Below are 17122 nucleotides of genomic sequence, written 5' to 3'. Positions count from 1 at the left end.
TATGGACTTGAATGAGGTAAAAAATTTATCTAAAAAGCTTTACACTAACAGGCTTTCAACCCTATTTCCTCACAAAAGTCGGGTATATTCCTATTCCTGTCGTTAAAATTCTATTGATAGACATTAATTTAAAAAACAATGGATCGAAGGTCTTTTTTGTTAGGCGCAAGCGGACTAGCAGTTTCTCAAATGCTGATTGGGTGTAATAGTAAAAAACAGACACAACTCAATGTGCAGCTATTAAAAGGTTCTATACCTGCTCAGATAGTTAATCAGTTTCGCAAAAGTTTGCAGTCAGAGGCCAATTTAAAATTTGTCCCTATTAATCAGATTCAGGATATATTTAAGCAGTTACAAAATTGGCAAAAACCAGAAACAAAAGATCAAGCAGGATGGAAAAAATATATTCCCCTGATTCAAAATCAAAAACAATCTCCAGCTGACTTGGTGACACTGGGTGATTATTGGCTCAAAGCAGCAATTGAACAGAAACTGATTCAACCACTGGAAACAGAAAAAATTATTCAAAAATGGTCGAGTTTAAATCCTAGGTGGCAGCAATTAGTAAAACGCGACGATCAAGGGAATATAGACCCGGCAGGAAAGGTTTGGGCTGCACCTTATGGTTGGGGTAGTACAGTAATTGTTTATAATCGGGAAAAATTTCAAAAATTTGATTGGCGACCAAAAGATTGGAGTGATTTATGGCGTGAAGAATTGCGCGATCGCATTTCCTTGCTCAATCATCATAGAGAAGTAATTGGTTTAGTGCTAAAGAAACTAGGACAATCCTACAATACAGAAAATATTACGCAAATTCCTGCCTTAAAATCAGAATTACTAGCATTACACCAACAAGTAAAATTTTACGATTCTACTACTTATCTAGAACCACTAATTACAGGCGATACTTGGTTGGCTGTGGGTTGGTCAAATGATGTTATACCTATACTCAGTCGCTATCCAAAACTTACCGCAGTTATTCCCGAATCAGGAACTGCAATTTGGGCGGATTTATGGGTAAGTCCGACTGGAGTTGAGCAAAACACATTAGCATCTGATTGGATTAATTTTTGTTGGCAACCAAATATAGCCAAACAAATTGTCTTACTGACTAAAACTAATTCGCCCATGTTGACAAATTTAGCTGCTGCTGATGTTCCAGAACCATTGCAAAACCTGTTAATAAATAATCAGGAATTTTTCAATAAAAGTGAATTTTTGCTGCCCTTGTCACGTTTAGAAAATAAGCGGTATCAATATTTATTTAATACAATCAAGAACACAAATACAGATGATAAAACGTAGACAATAAAAGCCTTGTAAATCTGTTACCTGTCACCTGCTATATTTACAGAGTATAGGAACGATAAATTACGAATTACGAATTATTTTACCCTTAGCTGTAAATTTTGACGTAACCCAAACTTACTCTGAAGACCCATCTGGATATTGCATGAAGCGGGACTTATACCCAGGTTACAAGTATAAGTAGCTAACATATCTTGTTGGTAATTAAAAACTCGGATATTATAACCAAAATTCCTAGCCATGTTACCCAAGGTATTAACAAATTTATAACGTTCTAGATAATCTAGCAAACTCCAAATTTGTTGATTTACTATCAAGTCTACACGGGCTGGTTCTTGTCCAGAAGTTGGATATGCTATCCAGTTATCTAAAAGTTTGTTTTCAGAGTTTTCTTTCGCCCACCATAAACTTGGAACTGTTAATCCTGTTTGATTAATAATGTTAGCTGTAATTACAGAACTTGTGGGTTTAGTTAACAAATTCAACTCTAGTGGTGCATCAGAAGGACGAGGTATGGTTTCTGCTTGTGTGGGGAGGATGGGTAAACTCGAACAAGTAGTCAGACTAAAGCTGAGTAGGAGTGACAGAGGTTTCTTGTGAGTAATTAGGTTGTATTTACACATAAGTCCATCTGAAAAAAATCGTAACTATTAAAAAGCTGACTGTTGACATAAATTTAATAAGTATCAAGGTCTTACTTAATTTTATGACACGACAACCCCATGACCAATTTGCCAAAGAATATCTAGAAGAATTACTAACTCTTTTAGGTAAGGTAGAAACTAGCAAAGATGTAAAAAGCGAAGTTCAAGAAATAGATGTTTGGTTTGTTCCGACAACATCATCCTCTTCTGAAAATTCAGAATTAGGATTATTAGCAAAAATGGCAGTTACAAGTTGTCTTTTTGAACCATACCGTAATGCTCCCAATGAAATAGAAATTAGAAGTTGTTTATTAAAATTGTATAACGTTCATGGAGAATTGTTAAGACAGGCGAAAAGGGAAAAATTTTCGCTATCAGAAGCAAAATTACCCTGTCTATGGATTTTAACACCAACTTGCTCTGAAAAAATCCTCGATGGCTTTGGCGCGAAAGCAAACGAGAATTGGGAAACAGGAGTGTATTTTCTCCCAAAATATCAGAAAGCTGCCATTGTTGCCATAAATCAGTTACCAACTACAGAGGATACACTATGGTTAAGGGTACTCGGAAAAGGTAAAACTCAAACTCAAGCGATAAGCGAAGTAGTTCAACTCTCAGAAGAGGATGACAAATGGAAGTACCTATTAGAAATTTTCGCATCTTGGCGGAAAAATTTAGAATTGAATAGTAATGTCAATGATGAAGAGGTAACGGAGTTAATCATGAGTTTATCACCAGCGTATCTCAAACAACGGGAAGAATGGCGACAAGAGGGAATAAAAGAAGGACGACAAGAAGGACGACAAGAAGGACGACAAGATGGACAGCGTTTGATGGTAGAGAGTTTGTTAGCAGTGCGTTTTGGTAATTTAGATGAGGAATTATCTGCTATTGTCTCTCCGATAATGGAACTTTCTCTGACAGAAAGAACTCAGTTATTACTTAATCTTTCTCGTGAGGAATTATTAGCTAGATTTAGAGTTGATTAGATATTTCGGAAAACAATTTTAGAGACGTTTCATGAAACGTCTCTACATTGCATTTAAATCAAAGCTTTCATTTGAAGATTATTCAAACACTCCTGACTATCTTTTATCAAATTTTCAACCAAATTAGTTTCTTTGGGAAACTAAATCTTCCCAAAACGTTTATCTAATTTGATTGCAGTCGAATTCGCGTTTTTCCTCGTAATTTTGAGCGATAACAAGGCTATAATTCTGATATAGCTGGGTATCTGCTTGAAAAATTGTCAAATCACTTGGTAATCCTGATGGCTGTATAGAAAAACTAGTCATACTTGTGACTATTACTGTCAAATAAATATGGTTTTTTGTTGATTGGCGAAATTGGTATTTTCAAATAAGCGATCGCTCTCTATCAAAACATTATCTATGCCAATCAAGAAAATCGTTTCACTGTTGGCGTTTTCGTAACAGAAATATAGTTGCGGTTAACCGCTACTGACTGGTGCTAAACTGGGGTAGAATCCCAACAACCACTAATTATGCTCAAGCGTTCCAAGTTCGAGACAACTCAGTCTCAGATTATGCACCGTGCTGAGGATCTCATTAGCGCCGCCTCCAATCGCTATCGGATTACGGTTCAAGTGGCAAATCGAGCCAAGCGTCGGCGTTATGAAGACTTTGAAAATAACGAAGATGGAATGATGAAACCTGTACTCAGAGCAATTATTGAGATGTCGGATGAACTGACTCAGCCAGAAATTATCGGCGAATTATAATTTGCAGGGTATTGGAAATTAAGACAGTTTTTTCATCTGTTCTTAATTTCCAGTTTCCCAGTATCTTCTCAATCAGTGATATGAAAAAGAATAAACTTTTATTTTTGCGGTTTAATTTGGGACTCATTATTGCTTTGATCACAGTGACGACAATTGCATTAGGTCTACCAAATACAAACTTTTTTATCTCATCTGCTGTTGCTCAACGAATCAGTCCTAGCGATGTTTGGCAACTAGTTTATCAGCAATTACCAGACCTGCCAAAAGAAAATCAATATCTTAGTAAAGATACGCGCAAAGTTGCCGAAAATAACACTTTAGCTAGTCGGTTGATTCGCTATCACATTTATGTCAAAGGTAGATCTCCTATATATCGCTTAGATTGGAAACTCACTTTAGCTGATTATTTGAATGCTAATGAAACTATATATGAAGCATCCTATCCAGGTAATGATTCTTTAAAGCAAAATCCATTAGCAGGCGATCGCACCGCTATAGCCAAACTCACCCACAACCAACGCAATAATCTAGTACAAACGCTGGTTGATATCTTTAACTCTCCTAGGAAATAGGGAACAGTGCTTCGGCGATTTCCGAGTTTCATAGCTATAATAGACAAATATTAATGTTCAAAGTAACAACTATGTCAATCAAAATACTGGATATTCAACAATTACAAATCAGTGTTAGTCAATTACTCTCCTTGATTCAAAATGACCAAGAAATAGTAATTACTAATGGGAATACTCCCATTGCTAGATTAACTCTACTTAATTCTATTGAGCCAAATGTCTGGGAATCAGAAAATACTCCACGTCCCGGATTAAATTTAGGTGCAATGGTCATGAGTGATGATTTTGATCAACCTTTATCCGATGATTTTTGGTTGCAAAATCCATGAAATTACTGTTAGATACACATACTTTTATTTTTTGGGATAGTCAGCCATCAAAACTGTCTCCAAGAGCCTTAGAGCTATTGAACGAATAAGAAAATCTTAGATTATTGAGTGTTGTTAGTCTCTGGGAAATACAAATTAAACAGCAGTTAGGTAAACTAACATTAAATAAAACTCTAGAAGAAATTATTCTTATTCAACAAAATAATTACATCGAAATATTACCAATTATAGAGAAAACTTGTATGCCTTATAGTAAATTTACTTTGAGTAAAGCTGTAGATGATTTTCAACTGACAATTGTTGAAGGCGATCGCTTTCTACCAGAGATTTCCCCATTTAATCCGAGTTCTTTGCTCAAAGATACATTGAAAGAAACCATACCTTGGGCAGTTGCAGTAGGTAGTGAAAAAGCGCGTTCTGAAGGCATTATCAATCCCGTTTTACTAGAAGTCAAACGTCAGCTTCATGGACAAATTAGCGTCTTTTCCGGCGAAGAGTTCAACGTGCAGCCAGAGGTTGATTTGACGGGTTATGTTGATTTTCTGATTAGTCGCTCTCCAGAGCAATTATATATTAAAGCTCCGGCAGTGGTTTTGGTCGAAGCGAAGAAAGAAGACCTAAAACCAGGACTGGGACAATGTTTAGCCGAAATGGTAGCAGCACAACGTTTTAATCAACAGAAGCAGCGTCCGATTTCCACAATTTACGGAACGGTGACAAGTGGTACGGTTTGGCGGTTTCTCCAACTAGAAGGACAAACAGTAACCATTGACTTGAATGATTATCCAGTACCACCAGTTGATCAAATTTTGGGCTTTCTGATTTGGATGTCCCAGAATGGCTGAGGCAGGCTTTGGGGGTTGTTGGGTTAGGAAGCAGCGATCGCTTTCCGGTAAAATACCGCTTAATGGATAAGTGGGGCGATCGCCTTCCGCAAATCAGAAAAGCGATCGCTCTCTGGGACAAGTAGGGCGATCGCATTTTGGAGATGTAGGAAGTGCGATCGCATTCCACAAACAAGAAAAGCGATCGCTCTTTGGTAAAATGGCTTTCGTGAAAAATAAGCGATCGCTCTGTGGGACAAGTAGGGCGATCTAGCTCTTCGGTAAAATAGCTTTGATGAAAGAAAAGCGATCGCTCTCTGGGACAAGTAGGGCGATCGCTCTTGTGTAAAATGGCTTTGATGATAGATTTGCGATCGCTCTCTGGGATAAGTAGGGCGATCGCTCTTTGGTAAAATGGCTGTGATGAAAGATAAGCGATCGCACTCTTGGTGGTTGTTACCCCACTTTCCCGTTGCAAGAGATTTTTCCAGATTGGCGATCGCCCCTTATAAGTAGAATGGCTTAAATAATCCACGCTATGTCATTGCGAATGAAACGAAGCGGAATGAAGCAATCGCAAGAGTTATGGCAATTTTACATTTTGTTACATATTTATGTTTATTCTCACCGACTTACTTAGATGAAAGAAACTACTTCGGCGGATTGGTTATTTTTATCTTTTCCTGATTCATCCGGCGGATTGGTTATTTTTATCTTTTCCTGATCCATCCGGCGGATTGGTTATTTTTATCTTTTCCTGATCCATCACATAAACATCAACTTCAGGTTTAGAGTAGCCATTGTGACAATAGAAAGTATTTGCTGCAAGACCTAGGTGAGAGGAACCTATGTGAGAGGAAGTTGGTGTAACGGAAGTTGGTGTAACGGAAGTTGGTGTAACGGAAGTTGGTGTAACGGAAGTTGGTGTAACGGAAGTTGGTGTAACGGAAGTTGGATCTGAAGATTTGATTTCCCAAATACTTCCATTCCTTTTTTTTGTTCCACTTTCCCGGTCATCCCATATTAGTTGACCAATCTCTCCTTTGACACAAACTGATTGATGAAGGCAAACAAGACCTTTTACTTCATCTCCAGAAGGTGGGTTCCAGTCACATTTTCCCTTCCTAAATCTTGCAATATTTCCTAGAGCTACATAACCGGGCATAGGGCTAATGTTCCATAATGAGTAACCTAGCTCTTTACCTGAGCCTTCATCATACCAAGCACATTTGTAGTCAGTTGGAGTTTGGACTACACCTAGTATACGTGGTTTTACCAAAATCAAACCTTTGTTTGTGTTGGAGTGACCAAGCCAGTACCAACCTTCTTGATGTTTTGGTTGGTAAAAAGTCACATTCTTTTTGGCACCACTTCCTGCATCAGAAGAAACTACATCGACCGAATCAGGAGGAACAATCCAAACCTCAAGAACATGTTCCATATATTCATGGAAAGCCTTTTTAAGTTCATCTCGTCTTGCTTGGTCAAAATCTTTTTCAGGAATATCATAAATTGGCATCAAACTACCTGGAATAAAATCAATTAGAGCGGGGGATTCCTTAATAGAATCTAACCAGTTCTTATAGCTATCCTTATTAAAATTAGAATTCACCTCACTTGAATCTCCTCCTTCAGCAAGCATTGTTGTGTTTGCAATTGAGTTAAATTTGTCAATATCTGCCTGTTGATTTATTTCAACTTTTGCTGAAGCACCGAAAGTTAATTTCTTATATTGTGCGCCTGCAACCACGGCAATATCTGTTTTGCCAGTGTACTTAGTTCTATCAATCATAGAAGTGTAGTCCAGTCGTCCTCCCATAACAAACTTTCTCAGCACATGCGTCCCATATTTTTCTAAAACTTTAGTTGCAGGTAATCCTCCTTTCTCCACAGTTTGTGTAATCTCTGTCTTTGCTGTAGGGTTCATTGTTATATAATGAAAAGAACTATCAATATCAACAATCCCCAACTCTTCTAAGTGACTCATTCTTATCATCTCTTTGTTAGAGGATACTAATTCTGTATTATCAAACTTAGCTTCAATAGAAGCAGAAAAGAAGACATATTCTCCAGATAAATGGGCTTTACTAGCTAGACTATTCATAAAGCCATAAGCATTGTAAACTTCTGCTGTTTTCGTTGTTGAACGTTTTATCGGTCTGAACAAAGATTTAAAAAGTCCATAGGAAATATTGGTAATATTTTCTGTTGTCTGAGTATCCTGTGATGTATTTCGCGGCAAATCATAAATTCTTGCACGTACACTTTTAGCGTTAGCATAAAAGCCATTTGTATCATAGCCACATCCTAATAGGCTTACCACATCATAATCATATGAACTTGGGTCTTTTTGTGATGATTCTGGTGATGAATTCTGATTCTGATTGGACATATGCTATCCTTGTTAATTTTCATTAAGAACGGTATTGGTCAATACGAACAACAGAAGCTTAGTTAGCTTTGTATAGATCCCTTTTTGTTGTGCGTACCTTTGCTTTCGTTTTATAGACGATTCTGGGTGCGATTCGTTGTGAGGAAAAATGGTCAGAGTAAAAGATAGAGGCAATCTCTTATCCCTAGCCCTTAAAGTGTGTTTCCATACTTAGTTGTATGTTCAAAATACTTAACCAAAAATTATTGTGGTCAAGTTTTGAGCATTCAATTAGTAAGCTATTCGCTGCTTGTAGATAAAGTTACTACCATTCTCCGCCTGTGCGCTAGTCGGAAAAGTCGGATCTTCAGGTCGGATCGAGTCGGGTCTTGTCTGAAATATTTTTTAATATTAAGTATTTATATGGAGTAAATTTCTTGACAAAATGCTCAAAAGTAAGTGGTAACACGGCTAATAGAAGAACTGCTCATATAAATACTGAAGGGTAGTTATAAGTAAATATTATGATAATCCTATTTGATTTTTGGAAGAGATTAAGAGAAAATACGGTCAGCATAACTGAAAAATTAGCCAATATTTACATATAGAAACACTTACCAGAGGCAGCAGCCATCTCTAATTGCAACTCTATCTGTAAAATAAACTACGAAATAGTATCATCAAAAACCCTGAAAAATAACCTCTAACCGCCCATGAATCTGGAAGAAGCAATCGAATGGGTAGACTTGACCCTAAAATCTAAAACAGGTAAACACCTAACCGTACCAGAGAAAGAAATCCTCAAAGCTGCTTGGGAAAACGAAACCTATAATGCTGTTGCAGATAGCTTATATATGAGTGTGGGGCATATTAAAGATTTAGCCTCATTATTATGGAAACGTCTTTCAGATTTACTAGAAGAAAAAGTAACTAAAAATAACTTTCGTCATTTACTTTTACAAAGAAGTGCTATTTCTACTCAGTCCTCTATCAACATTGTTGAAAACGACACCTATCAAACTGAAAACCCCAAAGGCAATATTTTAATTGTTGATGACCTCATCGAAAATCTGCATTTTTTATACGATATCTTAACCAAACAGGGGTATAAAGTTCGCAGCGTCACCAACGGTAACATGGCATTAAGAACTGTCCGCAACAACCCCCCAGATGTCATTTTACTTGATATCAAAATGCCCGATATTGACGGTTATCAAGTCTGCTCAATGCTGAAAGCTGAGGCAGAAACTTCAGATATTCCGATTATTTTCCTCAGTGCATTAAACGAAGTTTTTGATAAAGTCAAAGCTTTTGAAGTTGGGGGAGTAGATTATATTACCAAGCCATTTCAAACCGAAGAAGTTATCGCCCGGATTCAAACTCACATCACTTTGCAACAGCAAAAACACCAGCTAAGACAAGAAATTGAGCAACATCAACAAACCGCAGAAATTCTCTACCAATCTCGCGCCCTGCTTGCCAGTTTATTGAATAGTTCCAGAGATGGAATTGCTGCTATGCAAGCTGTGAGAGATATGATCACTGGAGAAATCGAAGACTTTCGCTATTTATTAGTTAATCCTATCTTTGCTAGAATCTTGGGTAAAAAACGAGAAGAATTGACTAATAATTTAGGGCAAAAGCAATTCCTAAATCAACTGATTCCCGGTTTTTTTGAACAGTTAGTACAGGTAGTGGAAACAGGAGAAAGACTAGAACAAGATTTTTTTTTGGAAACCAATATGCAAAAGAAATGCTATGAATTGATAGCTGTGAAGTTAGGAGATGGATTTTCGATGACTGTGCGTGAGGTGAAAGATTATGGGGTTACTTCGTTGAATTTTGTTGTTAATTGCTGATTTTCCAAGGCTCATACCATAACATAAACAGTTTTTTTATGAAATTAAGATGAAGTTTTGATGAAATTGATAACAAGATAATTAACTAAATAAGATCACAATTTACCAGAGTTTTCAGCAGACTTTTCCGACTTACATATCCGACCTTTCCGACTTACAAGATTTAGGACTGTAAGTTATAAATCAAAAAGAGTTAAACACAGTAACTTCAATTATGAAAAAAGCACTCCTGATTGCTACCACATTCACATTACTGGCGCTTTCTCTTCCCGCACAAGCTATTCAGCTTACCCAAGTTAATCAAGATCAACTGAGCCAACAAACTCAACTGGGACAAGGTACAACAAGCTTGTGTAATTATAGAAATCGAAAAGGTTGCTAATAATTTTTAATGAATATCCCTAGCTGGATAATTCATGAATTCAATATTTGAAATCCTCCCTACCTATCATAAATGATTGAAGTAGGGAGGGTTTAATTATGTTCATATATTACAAATTACATCCCCATAAATTTATTTATTATTGTTAACTAATGACGAATTATTTCTGGCGATAAATTGTTTTTCTATCAACTCTGCAATTAGCACTTTTACGCTCTGTTATTCTCTATAATTATCACTCTTGATAAAAGCTTATTTGGTTTCAATCAACTGTTTAATATTCTCTTCTCTAGAAAGTAGTCCCTATTTTAGCATCTGGTTTTAAACCTTTACTGGGAAAGGCTTTGATGCAAGGATATCATCTAGAGATTGATTTTGAAGACAATGGTTTAGTTTCGTTAGAACAAATCTCAACCTCGATTTCATAGATTCAAGAATTACTACACTAATGATTCAGTTAAATCCAAAATCTTTTCAAATTGAAACTTCTTCACCCAATCTTGGCAAGTCTGACGCAGTAAAGTATGAGATTCAGGAACAGACTCTAGGATTTGAGTGACTAATTCTGCATCTGCGTCAAGGGCAGCTTCATGCAAATTTACAATCCATGATTTTGGCATAGCTGCTAATAAATCAGTTAAATTTAACGGTTCTTCAGTCATATTAGAAGGGTGAAACTGTGGCTCTTGTTCCTGATAAATATAATGGACTCCCAAATATTTACCCATCATCTCAAATATGGTTTCTTTGTAAAATGGTTTTCGCACAAAATCATCACAGCCAGCCGATAAAATTACCGCCTTTTCTTCTTCCCACGCACTAGCAGTTACAGCAATAATTACAGTTTCTTGCCCTTTAGTTGTGCTTTTAATGCGTTTGGTGGCTTCATAACCATCCATTACTGGCATTCGCATATCCATCCAGATCAGATGGGGTGAATATTCATGCCAAATTTTAATGGCTTCTTCACCATTATTAGCTTCTTGCACATCAAAACCAACAGGTTGTAAAAGTTTAACTAAAAGTTGGCGGTTATATTCTTGATCATCCACCACCAAGATGCGATATTGAGGTTGGTTGGGAGCTAAGGCAATAATGCGATCGCCGTGAGGTTGATTCTCAATTTCCCTTGTTTCCGCAATACCTACTAAGATATCAAATTGAAATTTTGTACCAGAGGAAAGTGAGGAAGATAAGGAAGAAATCATACCCGAATTTTGTCCCTCTTCCCTATTATCTGCCTCATTTTTTAGCGCAGTTCCAGGGGTGAAAACTTGACCACGACTAATAACAGTAATATCACCTCCCATCAAGCGCACAAATTCACGGCTAATTGTTAATCCTAATCCCGTTCCTTGCTGCACTTGCTGTCCCGATGCTGTTTGTACAAAGGGCTGAAATAAATTCTCCAGTTCCTGTGCCGCAATACCAACTCCCGTATCTGCAACCTCAAAGGTAATAGTTGTTTCTTCCTTGTTTTTCTGCATCTGGACGTTGAATCCAATTTTCACCAGCACACTGCCAGAGTCCGTAAATTTAATGGCATTATTGATCAAGTTTATCAATACTTGTCGCAACTTAATTTCATCAGTGCAGATATATTGGGGAACATCAAAAGATCGCTCAAATATTAGCTGCAAGTTTTTATCTTTGGCTTTCAAAGTAAACATATCTTCGATATCAGCCAATAAGTAATACAAATCGAAGTTAGCTGTGGATAAAACCATGCGTCCGGCTTCAATTTTGGACAAGTCCAGCACTTGATTAATTAGTGTTAATAAATGCTCTCCACTGCGATGGATAATGTCAAGATTATCTTTTTGTTCGTTTGATAGATTTGCGTCTTGGTTCATCAGTTGAGAAAAACCGAGAATAGCATTGAGGGGAGTTCGCAATTCATGACTCATATTAGCAAGAAATGTGCTTTTAGCACGGTTGGCAGTTTCGGCTGACTCTTTAGCCCATTCAAGTTCTGCTTCTATTTTTTTTCGTTCGCTAATTTCCTGTTCTAAACGGACATTTTCAATCAGGGTTTTTTCTGCTTGTTTGCGATCGCTAATATCTTGAAAGGCAGCGATCGCATATTCTACATTACCAGTCTCATCAAAAATTGGCGTACTGGTGACTTCTAAAGGTACAATTCCCTCATTGTTGTGCAGTTCCAAATCATCTGCCTGTGTTTTTTCACCACCCAGCGATCGCACAATGGGCAACTGTTCTACTGGATACATCTGGTTAGTTTCTGCCCGATATATGCGATAGGCTTGTGAAAGTTGTTCGGCTTCAGCTTTAACTAAATCTTGAATTTTCAATAACTGTTGTGAAACTTGATTAGCATAAACCAGTTTTCCCTTAGCATCATGAACAGAAATACCCAAAGGAATAGCATTAAGAAATTTATTCAGGCGGTTTTGTGTTGATTGTATTTGAGTATAAAGTCTAGCATTATTCAGGGCGATCGCCGCTTGTGTGGAAAGCATTTGTATTACTTTCAGGCGTTCCGGTGTAAAAACTCCATCAGCTAAATTATTCTCTAAATAAACAATCCCAATTAATTGCCCCTGATTCAACAACGGCGCACAAAGAATTGATTTTGGTTGATATTTTTTAATATAAACATCTTGCGTAAATCTACCCTCACGGGCAACATTACTTTCAATTAGTCCTTCCTGAGTCCTAGCAACATAATAAATAATAGATGCAGGTAAACAAGTTTCAATAGGAGTAGATTGTAATACTAAAACTTCCTCAGAATTAGCCTCACCAGACGCTTCAACTCGTAATTCTTCCAGAGATTCTAAAATCAAATAACCAGTTTGTGCGCCCGCACTAGATAGCATAATTCGCATCAAAGTTGCCAGGAGTTTATCCAGTTCAATTTCACTAGAAATTGCTACAGCAGCTTTCATCAGCGCCGCTAAATCTAGCACCTCACCGGCGGTACTACCAGAGGTACTAGGTAAACTATTACGTGAATCTAAAGACATATTAGTTTTAATAAATCGCTGCAAAAGTTGCGGATATTGCTGTTCTAAATCCTTAACTTTAGCAGTTGCACCCCAACGCAAATAGCAATGATAAGCATTAATCAAATAACCTTGGGCAACCTGCACTTTTCCCCAATTTAGATAAAATTTAGCAGCCAATTCATTAGCTAAAGCCTCTTCATTCACATAGTCATGTTCTTTAGCTAAAGCAATAGCCAGATCATAGCAATCAATAGCTTTAGTATTTTCCCCCAAAACTCGATGTAATTCCCCCTGCACCAGATAAAATTTTTGTAAATGAGTCATCGGTGCAAAACGCGCCCATTTTTTAATATTTTTCAACTTAGCTTTTACCCGTTTTTGAATGCGGGTTTGTTCAGATTTAGAAACATCAGTATATATAGCCAAGTAAATTAAAGATATGTAACAATCTGACATATGAATACTACCCACAGCACTGTCGTTAGATTCTTCCACTAACCGAGTATATTCTATAGCTTGCTGATAATCTTGAAATAAATAGCCCAGAAATATCTTATAAAAATATAGATAATGACAAATATTTTGGGCATTAGCTTCACGATGAATCGGCAACATTTTATCTTCGTCATAGCTTGCACCAATTAAACGACACTTATCTTCAGATTGCCCCATTAAATTTAAAATTAATTGCCGATTAATTGCAATATAATAATAACCTGTTTCTTGTCCAAATTGCTGGAGAGAACTAGCATACATAGCCATTTCTGGTTCTAATTTTGCTAATTCCTGACCCAAAATATAAGAATGATGAGTATAGGAAGTTGCCGCATAAGCAGCGTATTCTAAATCTCCAGTTTCCAATCCAATTACATAAGCATCCCGTAAAGGAGTTAAAGTTGCTTTCAGATGTTCTTTCCAATGTTTAATAAAGAAATTAACAACAAAAAATGTTCTCGCTTTCAGTTCTTTAGCATTGAATTTATCTAACAATTTTAGAGCAAGTTGACCGAATTGATAGCCAGATTCAATATCTCCAACAACTTCCCCTGCAAGAATCAATCCATAGGTAGCATAAGCATAACAGGAAGTAGGTGTATTTCCATATTTCAGGGATAAACTGACCTGTTCAAACACAATTAAAGCAAAAAGTTCCGGGATTGCAAAATAAGCAGCCGCAGTCACATCAGATAAAATCCGCATCGCTGCTAATTTATAAGGATTAGTCATTTCTGGTAAATCAATTAACTTCTCAATAGGTTTACCTGCAAAATTTAATCTTGTCCTTACCAGCTTGAGTAAAATATCTAGTTTATGAGGCTTTTGGGAAAGGCTAATTCCCAACATCTTTAATATTGATAGTGCAGTTTCAATAGCTTGTAGGGGTTTGTTTTGGGCTGTGTAAGATTGAATTTTTACCTGATAGACTTTGACTTTATCTAGTAACGAATTAGCTTTCTGTAAAACTATATCGGCTAAATTCTCCATTTCCTCAAAATTGCCATAGGAACTTGCTACCTCAGCAGCTTCGACATATAACGCCAAAGTTAAATCATACTCACTTTTCCAACTATCTAAACTCAAACAATTTCTACCAATTCTGAAGTAATTTCCCGCAGTTTTCCAAGCTGCTGAAGCTTTCGCTTTTTTACCAGCAATGAGATTTAATTGAGCGACTTTATCTCGTTCTAATTGTGCAAGTTTATCATGTTCTAATTGAAAGTTTATTGCTGCAATACCTAAGTTTAATTGATTAACAATATCAAAAATTTTTTGTGGGAGTAATTGTATTGAAGTATTTTGTAAGAACAGTTGTACAAGTTTCCAGTGAACGGCTTGCTTTTTTTCAGTAGGAATGAGAAAATATGCAGCTTGTTGAATTAGGTCATGAGCAAATTTATAAATAATTTTTAATTCATTAGTTTCTCTATCTGTTTGTAGAAACTTGTAGTCATCACCGATAGGTAATATCAATCCAGCTTGCATCGCCTTCCATAATTCCTGAGCCATTTCCTTTTCAGGTTTTTCATTGATAACTGCTAGGGTTTTTAAATCAAAAGAGTTACCAATACAAGCAGCTAACTGTAAAACTTTTTGTGCTGAATCTGATAATCTTTGAATTTTTTCTGTCATTAATTCGACAACATTATCAGTGATACTTCTATTGATAATTTGTTCTAAATCCCAAGACCACATACCAGTGGGGATATCAAATTTCAGCAATTGCTCTGTATAAAGTGACTTAATAAACTCCTTGATAAAAAAAGGATTTCCCTGGGTTTTTTCCCCAACTAATTCCGCTAATTTTTGGGTATGGATACAATTAGTTTTGAGTGTATCTGCAATGAATTGATTAACTTGATTAAAATTTAAAGGTGAAAGGGAGATATGATTAACCACTAACCCCTGCTGATTCATTTCTGCTACACTCAGCATAGCAGGATGAGTTGCACTGACTTCGTTATCTCGATAAGCTCCAATCAAAAACAGATATTGAGTATTAGCATGGGTCATTATCAACTGGAGCAATTGTAATGTAGCACTGTCTGTCCACTGAAGATCATCTAGGAATATAACGAGGGGATGTTCTTTTTGACAAAATACTTGAATAAAGTTTTGAAAAACTAAATTAAACCGATTTTGGGCTTCTGTGGGAGGTAATTCGGGGACAACAGATTGTTTACCAATAATCAATTCAACTTCGGGAATAACATCAATAATAATTTGTCCGTTTGCTCCTAATGCAGCTAGAATATTTTCTTGCCACTGTTGTAAGTGTATTTCAGTTTCAGTGAGTAATTGTCGCACTAATTCTTGAAACGCAGCAACTAAAGCTTGATAGGGAATATCACGGTGTAGCTGATCAAATTTTCCACTAATAAAATACCCGCGCTTTTCAGTAATTAGCTGATAAAGTTCGTGGACTAAAGCTGATTTACCAATACCAGAATATCCAGAAATTAACATGAGTTCAGTTTGACCAAGACTTGTACGCTCAAAGGCGCTCAATAAACTTTCAATCTGCGATTCTCTCCCATAAAGTTTTTCTGGAATTTGTAATTGAGGAGAAATATCTTGACATCCCAAAGTAAATCTTTGGATAGTACCGTTTGTATATTGAGTCAGACAATTTTCTAAATCTGCTTTGATTCCCCAAGCACTTTTATATCTTTCTTCTGGTGTTTTTGCCATCAATTTCATGACAATATCAGAGACAATTTGATTTATCTCACCTGCTTCTCCACCTAACAGATAAGGAGGTATTGGTTGTTTGGCAATATGGCAATGAACTAACTCAAGTGCGTCAAAAGATGCAAAAGGCAACTGGTTGGTTAACAATTCATAGAAAGTGACACCTAAAGAATAAAAATCGGTGCGGTAGTCAAGCGCACGATTCATCCTTCCTGTTTGTTCTGGAGAAATATAAGCTAATGTTCCTTCTAAAATATTAGGACTTTGTAGAGTGATATTCTCTTGGGATAAAAGGGTAGATAGACCAAAATCAATAATTTTTAATTGTCCTGTTTGGGGATTCAAAACAATATTAGATGGATTAATATCTTTATGAATGATTTTATGATGATGAATTTTGCCTAAAGCATCTACAATTTGAATGGCAAGGTGGAGAAATTCTGGTAAAGAAAAGCGATGGTTTTCCAGGATAATTTTTAAGGATTGTCCTCCAAAATCTTCCAACAACATGAGTAGGGTATTTTGGTATTTTCTCAACTCATAAGCTTTTATTGTTTCCTCTAGGTTAAGATTATGAGTGATTTCATATTCTTGTTGATAGCGGTAAAGTTCGGCAGGTGTTGGATAATCTTCTTTGAGGAGTTTCAAAATCACAGGTTGCCGATTTTTATTAAAGATGCCTTGGTATACAAGTGAATTAGCACTTTCGTAAATTTGGCTGACAATTGTGATATCTGGCAGTAAAATCATCTACTGGAGTGACAAAATAAACTGAAAAGACTAAATTCTAGATTTTAACACTCTTGGTCTCGGATTTCTCACCACAACTCTCAAAGCCTTATAAAATATACATTCTATAGATTCCGGTTTTTCACACTGCATTGAAAAATAACTTATTAAAAATGCCGGAAACATATTGGGGATAAGGATT

14 protein-coding genes are annotated in these 17122 nt (G+C 36.5%); 10 read left to right on the top strand and 4 right to left on the bottom strand.

The genetic code is table 11. From position 1 onward, the window contains the following. Positions 1-138: 138 nt before the first annotated feature. On the top strand, positions 139-1308 hold the full coding sequence (locus tag A0J48_RS00300) for an extracellular solute-binding protein (RefSeq protein WP_200319220.1): 1170 nt from the start codon (positions 139-141) through the stop codon (positions 1306-1308). 80 nt (positions 1309-1388) lie between these two features. Here the strand turns inward: A0J48_RS00300 and A0J48_RS00295 are convergent, their stop codons facing one another. Continuing rightward, positions 1389-1934 (bottom strand): hypothetical protein, encoded by a 546-nt coding sequence (locus tag A0J48_RS00295; protein WP_200319218.1) that lies wholly within the window; start codon positions 1932-1934, stop codon positions 1389-1391. An 83-nt stretch (positions 1935-2017) separates the two neighbouring features. Here A0J48_RS00295 and A0J48_RS00290 point away from each other — a divergent pair, with 83 nt between their 5' ends. From A0J48_RS00290 to A0J48_RS00260, 7 genes are all read left to right on the top strand, one after another. After that, positions 2018-2944, top strand: coding sequence for an RpnC/YadD family protein (locus A0J48_RS00290; protein WP_200319216.1), 927 nt, complete (start codon positions 2018-2020; stop codon positions 2942-2944). A gap of 515 nt (positions 2945-3459) precedes the next feature. Further along, positions 3460-3696, top strand: coding sequence for a DNA-directed RNA polymerase subunit omega (locus tag A0J48_RS00285; RefSeq protein WP_200319214.1), 237 nt, complete (start codon positions 3460-3462; stop codon positions 3694-3696). Between the two features lie 80 nt (positions 3697-3776). After that, positions 3777-4268, top strand: coding sequence for a hypothetical protein (locus A0J48_RS00280; protein WP_200319212.1), 492 nt, complete (start codon positions 3777-3779; stop codon positions 4266-4268). Between the two features lie 71 nt (positions 4269-4339). Then, positions 4340-4597 carry a type II toxin-antitoxin system Phd/YefM family antitoxin gene (locus tag A0J48_RS00275; protein ID WP_200319211.1) on the top strand — a complete coding sequence of 86 codons (258 nt, stop codon included), beginning with the start codon at positions 4340-4342 and terminating at the stop codon, positions 4595-4597. 242 nt (positions 4598-4839) lie between these two features. Next, entirely contained in the window at positions 4840-5442 is a 603-nt protein-coding gene (locus A0J48_RS00270; protein WP_200319318.1) for a hypothetical protein, read from the top strand. After that, the gene (locus A0J48_RS00265) at positions 5421-5567 is read left to right on the top strand and encodes a hypothetical protein (protein ID WP_200319210.1); all 147 of its coding nucleotides are present in this window, start codon (positions 5421-5423) and stop codon (positions 5565-5567) included. The genes A0J48_RS00270 and A0J48_RS00265 overlap by 22 nt, the downstream gene beginning before the upstream one ends. Beyond that, positions 5513-5695 (top strand): hypothetical protein, encoded by a 183-nt coding sequence (locus tag A0J48_RS00260; protein WP_200319209.1) that lies wholly within the window; start codon positions 5513-5515, stop codon positions 5693-5695. The genes A0J48_RS00265 and A0J48_RS00260 overlap by 55 nt, the downstream gene beginning before the upstream one ends. Here the strand turns inward: A0J48_RS00260 and A0J48_RS00255 are convergent. Both A0J48_RS00255 and A0J48_RS27825 read right to left on the bottom strand, forming a co-directional pair. After that, a complete protein-coding gene (locus tag A0J48_RS00255; protein ID WP_200319208.1) occupies positions 5692-5865 on the bottom strand; it encodes a hypothetical protein in 174 nt (57 codons plus the stop codon). The genes A0J48_RS00260 and A0J48_RS00255 overlap by 4 nt on opposite strands. A gap of 244 nt (positions 5866-6109) precedes the next feature. After that, positions 6110-7813 carry an MAC/perforin domain-containing protein gene (locus A0J48_RS27825; RefSeq protein WP_200319207.1) on the bottom strand — a complete coding sequence of 568 codons (1704 nt, stop codon included), beginning with the start codon at positions 7811-7813 and terminating at the stop codon, positions 6110-6112. A gap of 692 nt (positions 7814-8505) precedes the next feature. Here A0J48_RS27825 and A0J48_RS00245 point away from each other — a divergent pair. Next, positions 8506-9651, top strand: coding sequence for a response regulator (locus A0J48_RS00245; protein WP_200319206.1), 1146 nt, complete (start codon positions 8506-8508; stop codon positions 9649-9651). 214 nt (positions 9652-9865) lie between these two features. Further along, positions 9866-10033, top strand: a complete 168-nt coding sequence (locus tag A0J48_RS00240; RefSeq protein WP_200319205.1) for a hypothetical protein — start codon at positions 9866-9868, stop codon at positions 10031-10033. A gap of 440 nt (positions 10034-10473) precedes the next feature. Here the strand turns inward: A0J48_RS00240 and A0J48_RS00235 are convergent, their stop codons facing one another. Beyond that, positions 10474-16941, bottom strand: coding sequence for an AAA family ATPase (locus tag A0J48_RS00235; protein WP_200319204.1), 6468 nt, complete (start codon positions 16939-16941; stop codon positions 10474-10476). Positions 16942-17122: the final 181 nt, after the last annotated feature.

The sequence above is a fragment of the Sphaerospermopsis aphanizomenoides BCCUSP55 genome, from assembly GCF_001586785.1.
Classification (GTDB): domain Bacteria; phylum Cyanobacteriota; class Cyanobacteriia; order Cyanobacteriales; family Nostocaceae; genus Sphaerospermopsis_A; species Sphaerospermopsis_A aphanizomenoides_A.
Note: the sequence above shows the minus strand (reverse complement) of the source record. Positions and strands in the feature narration are given on the sequence as shown.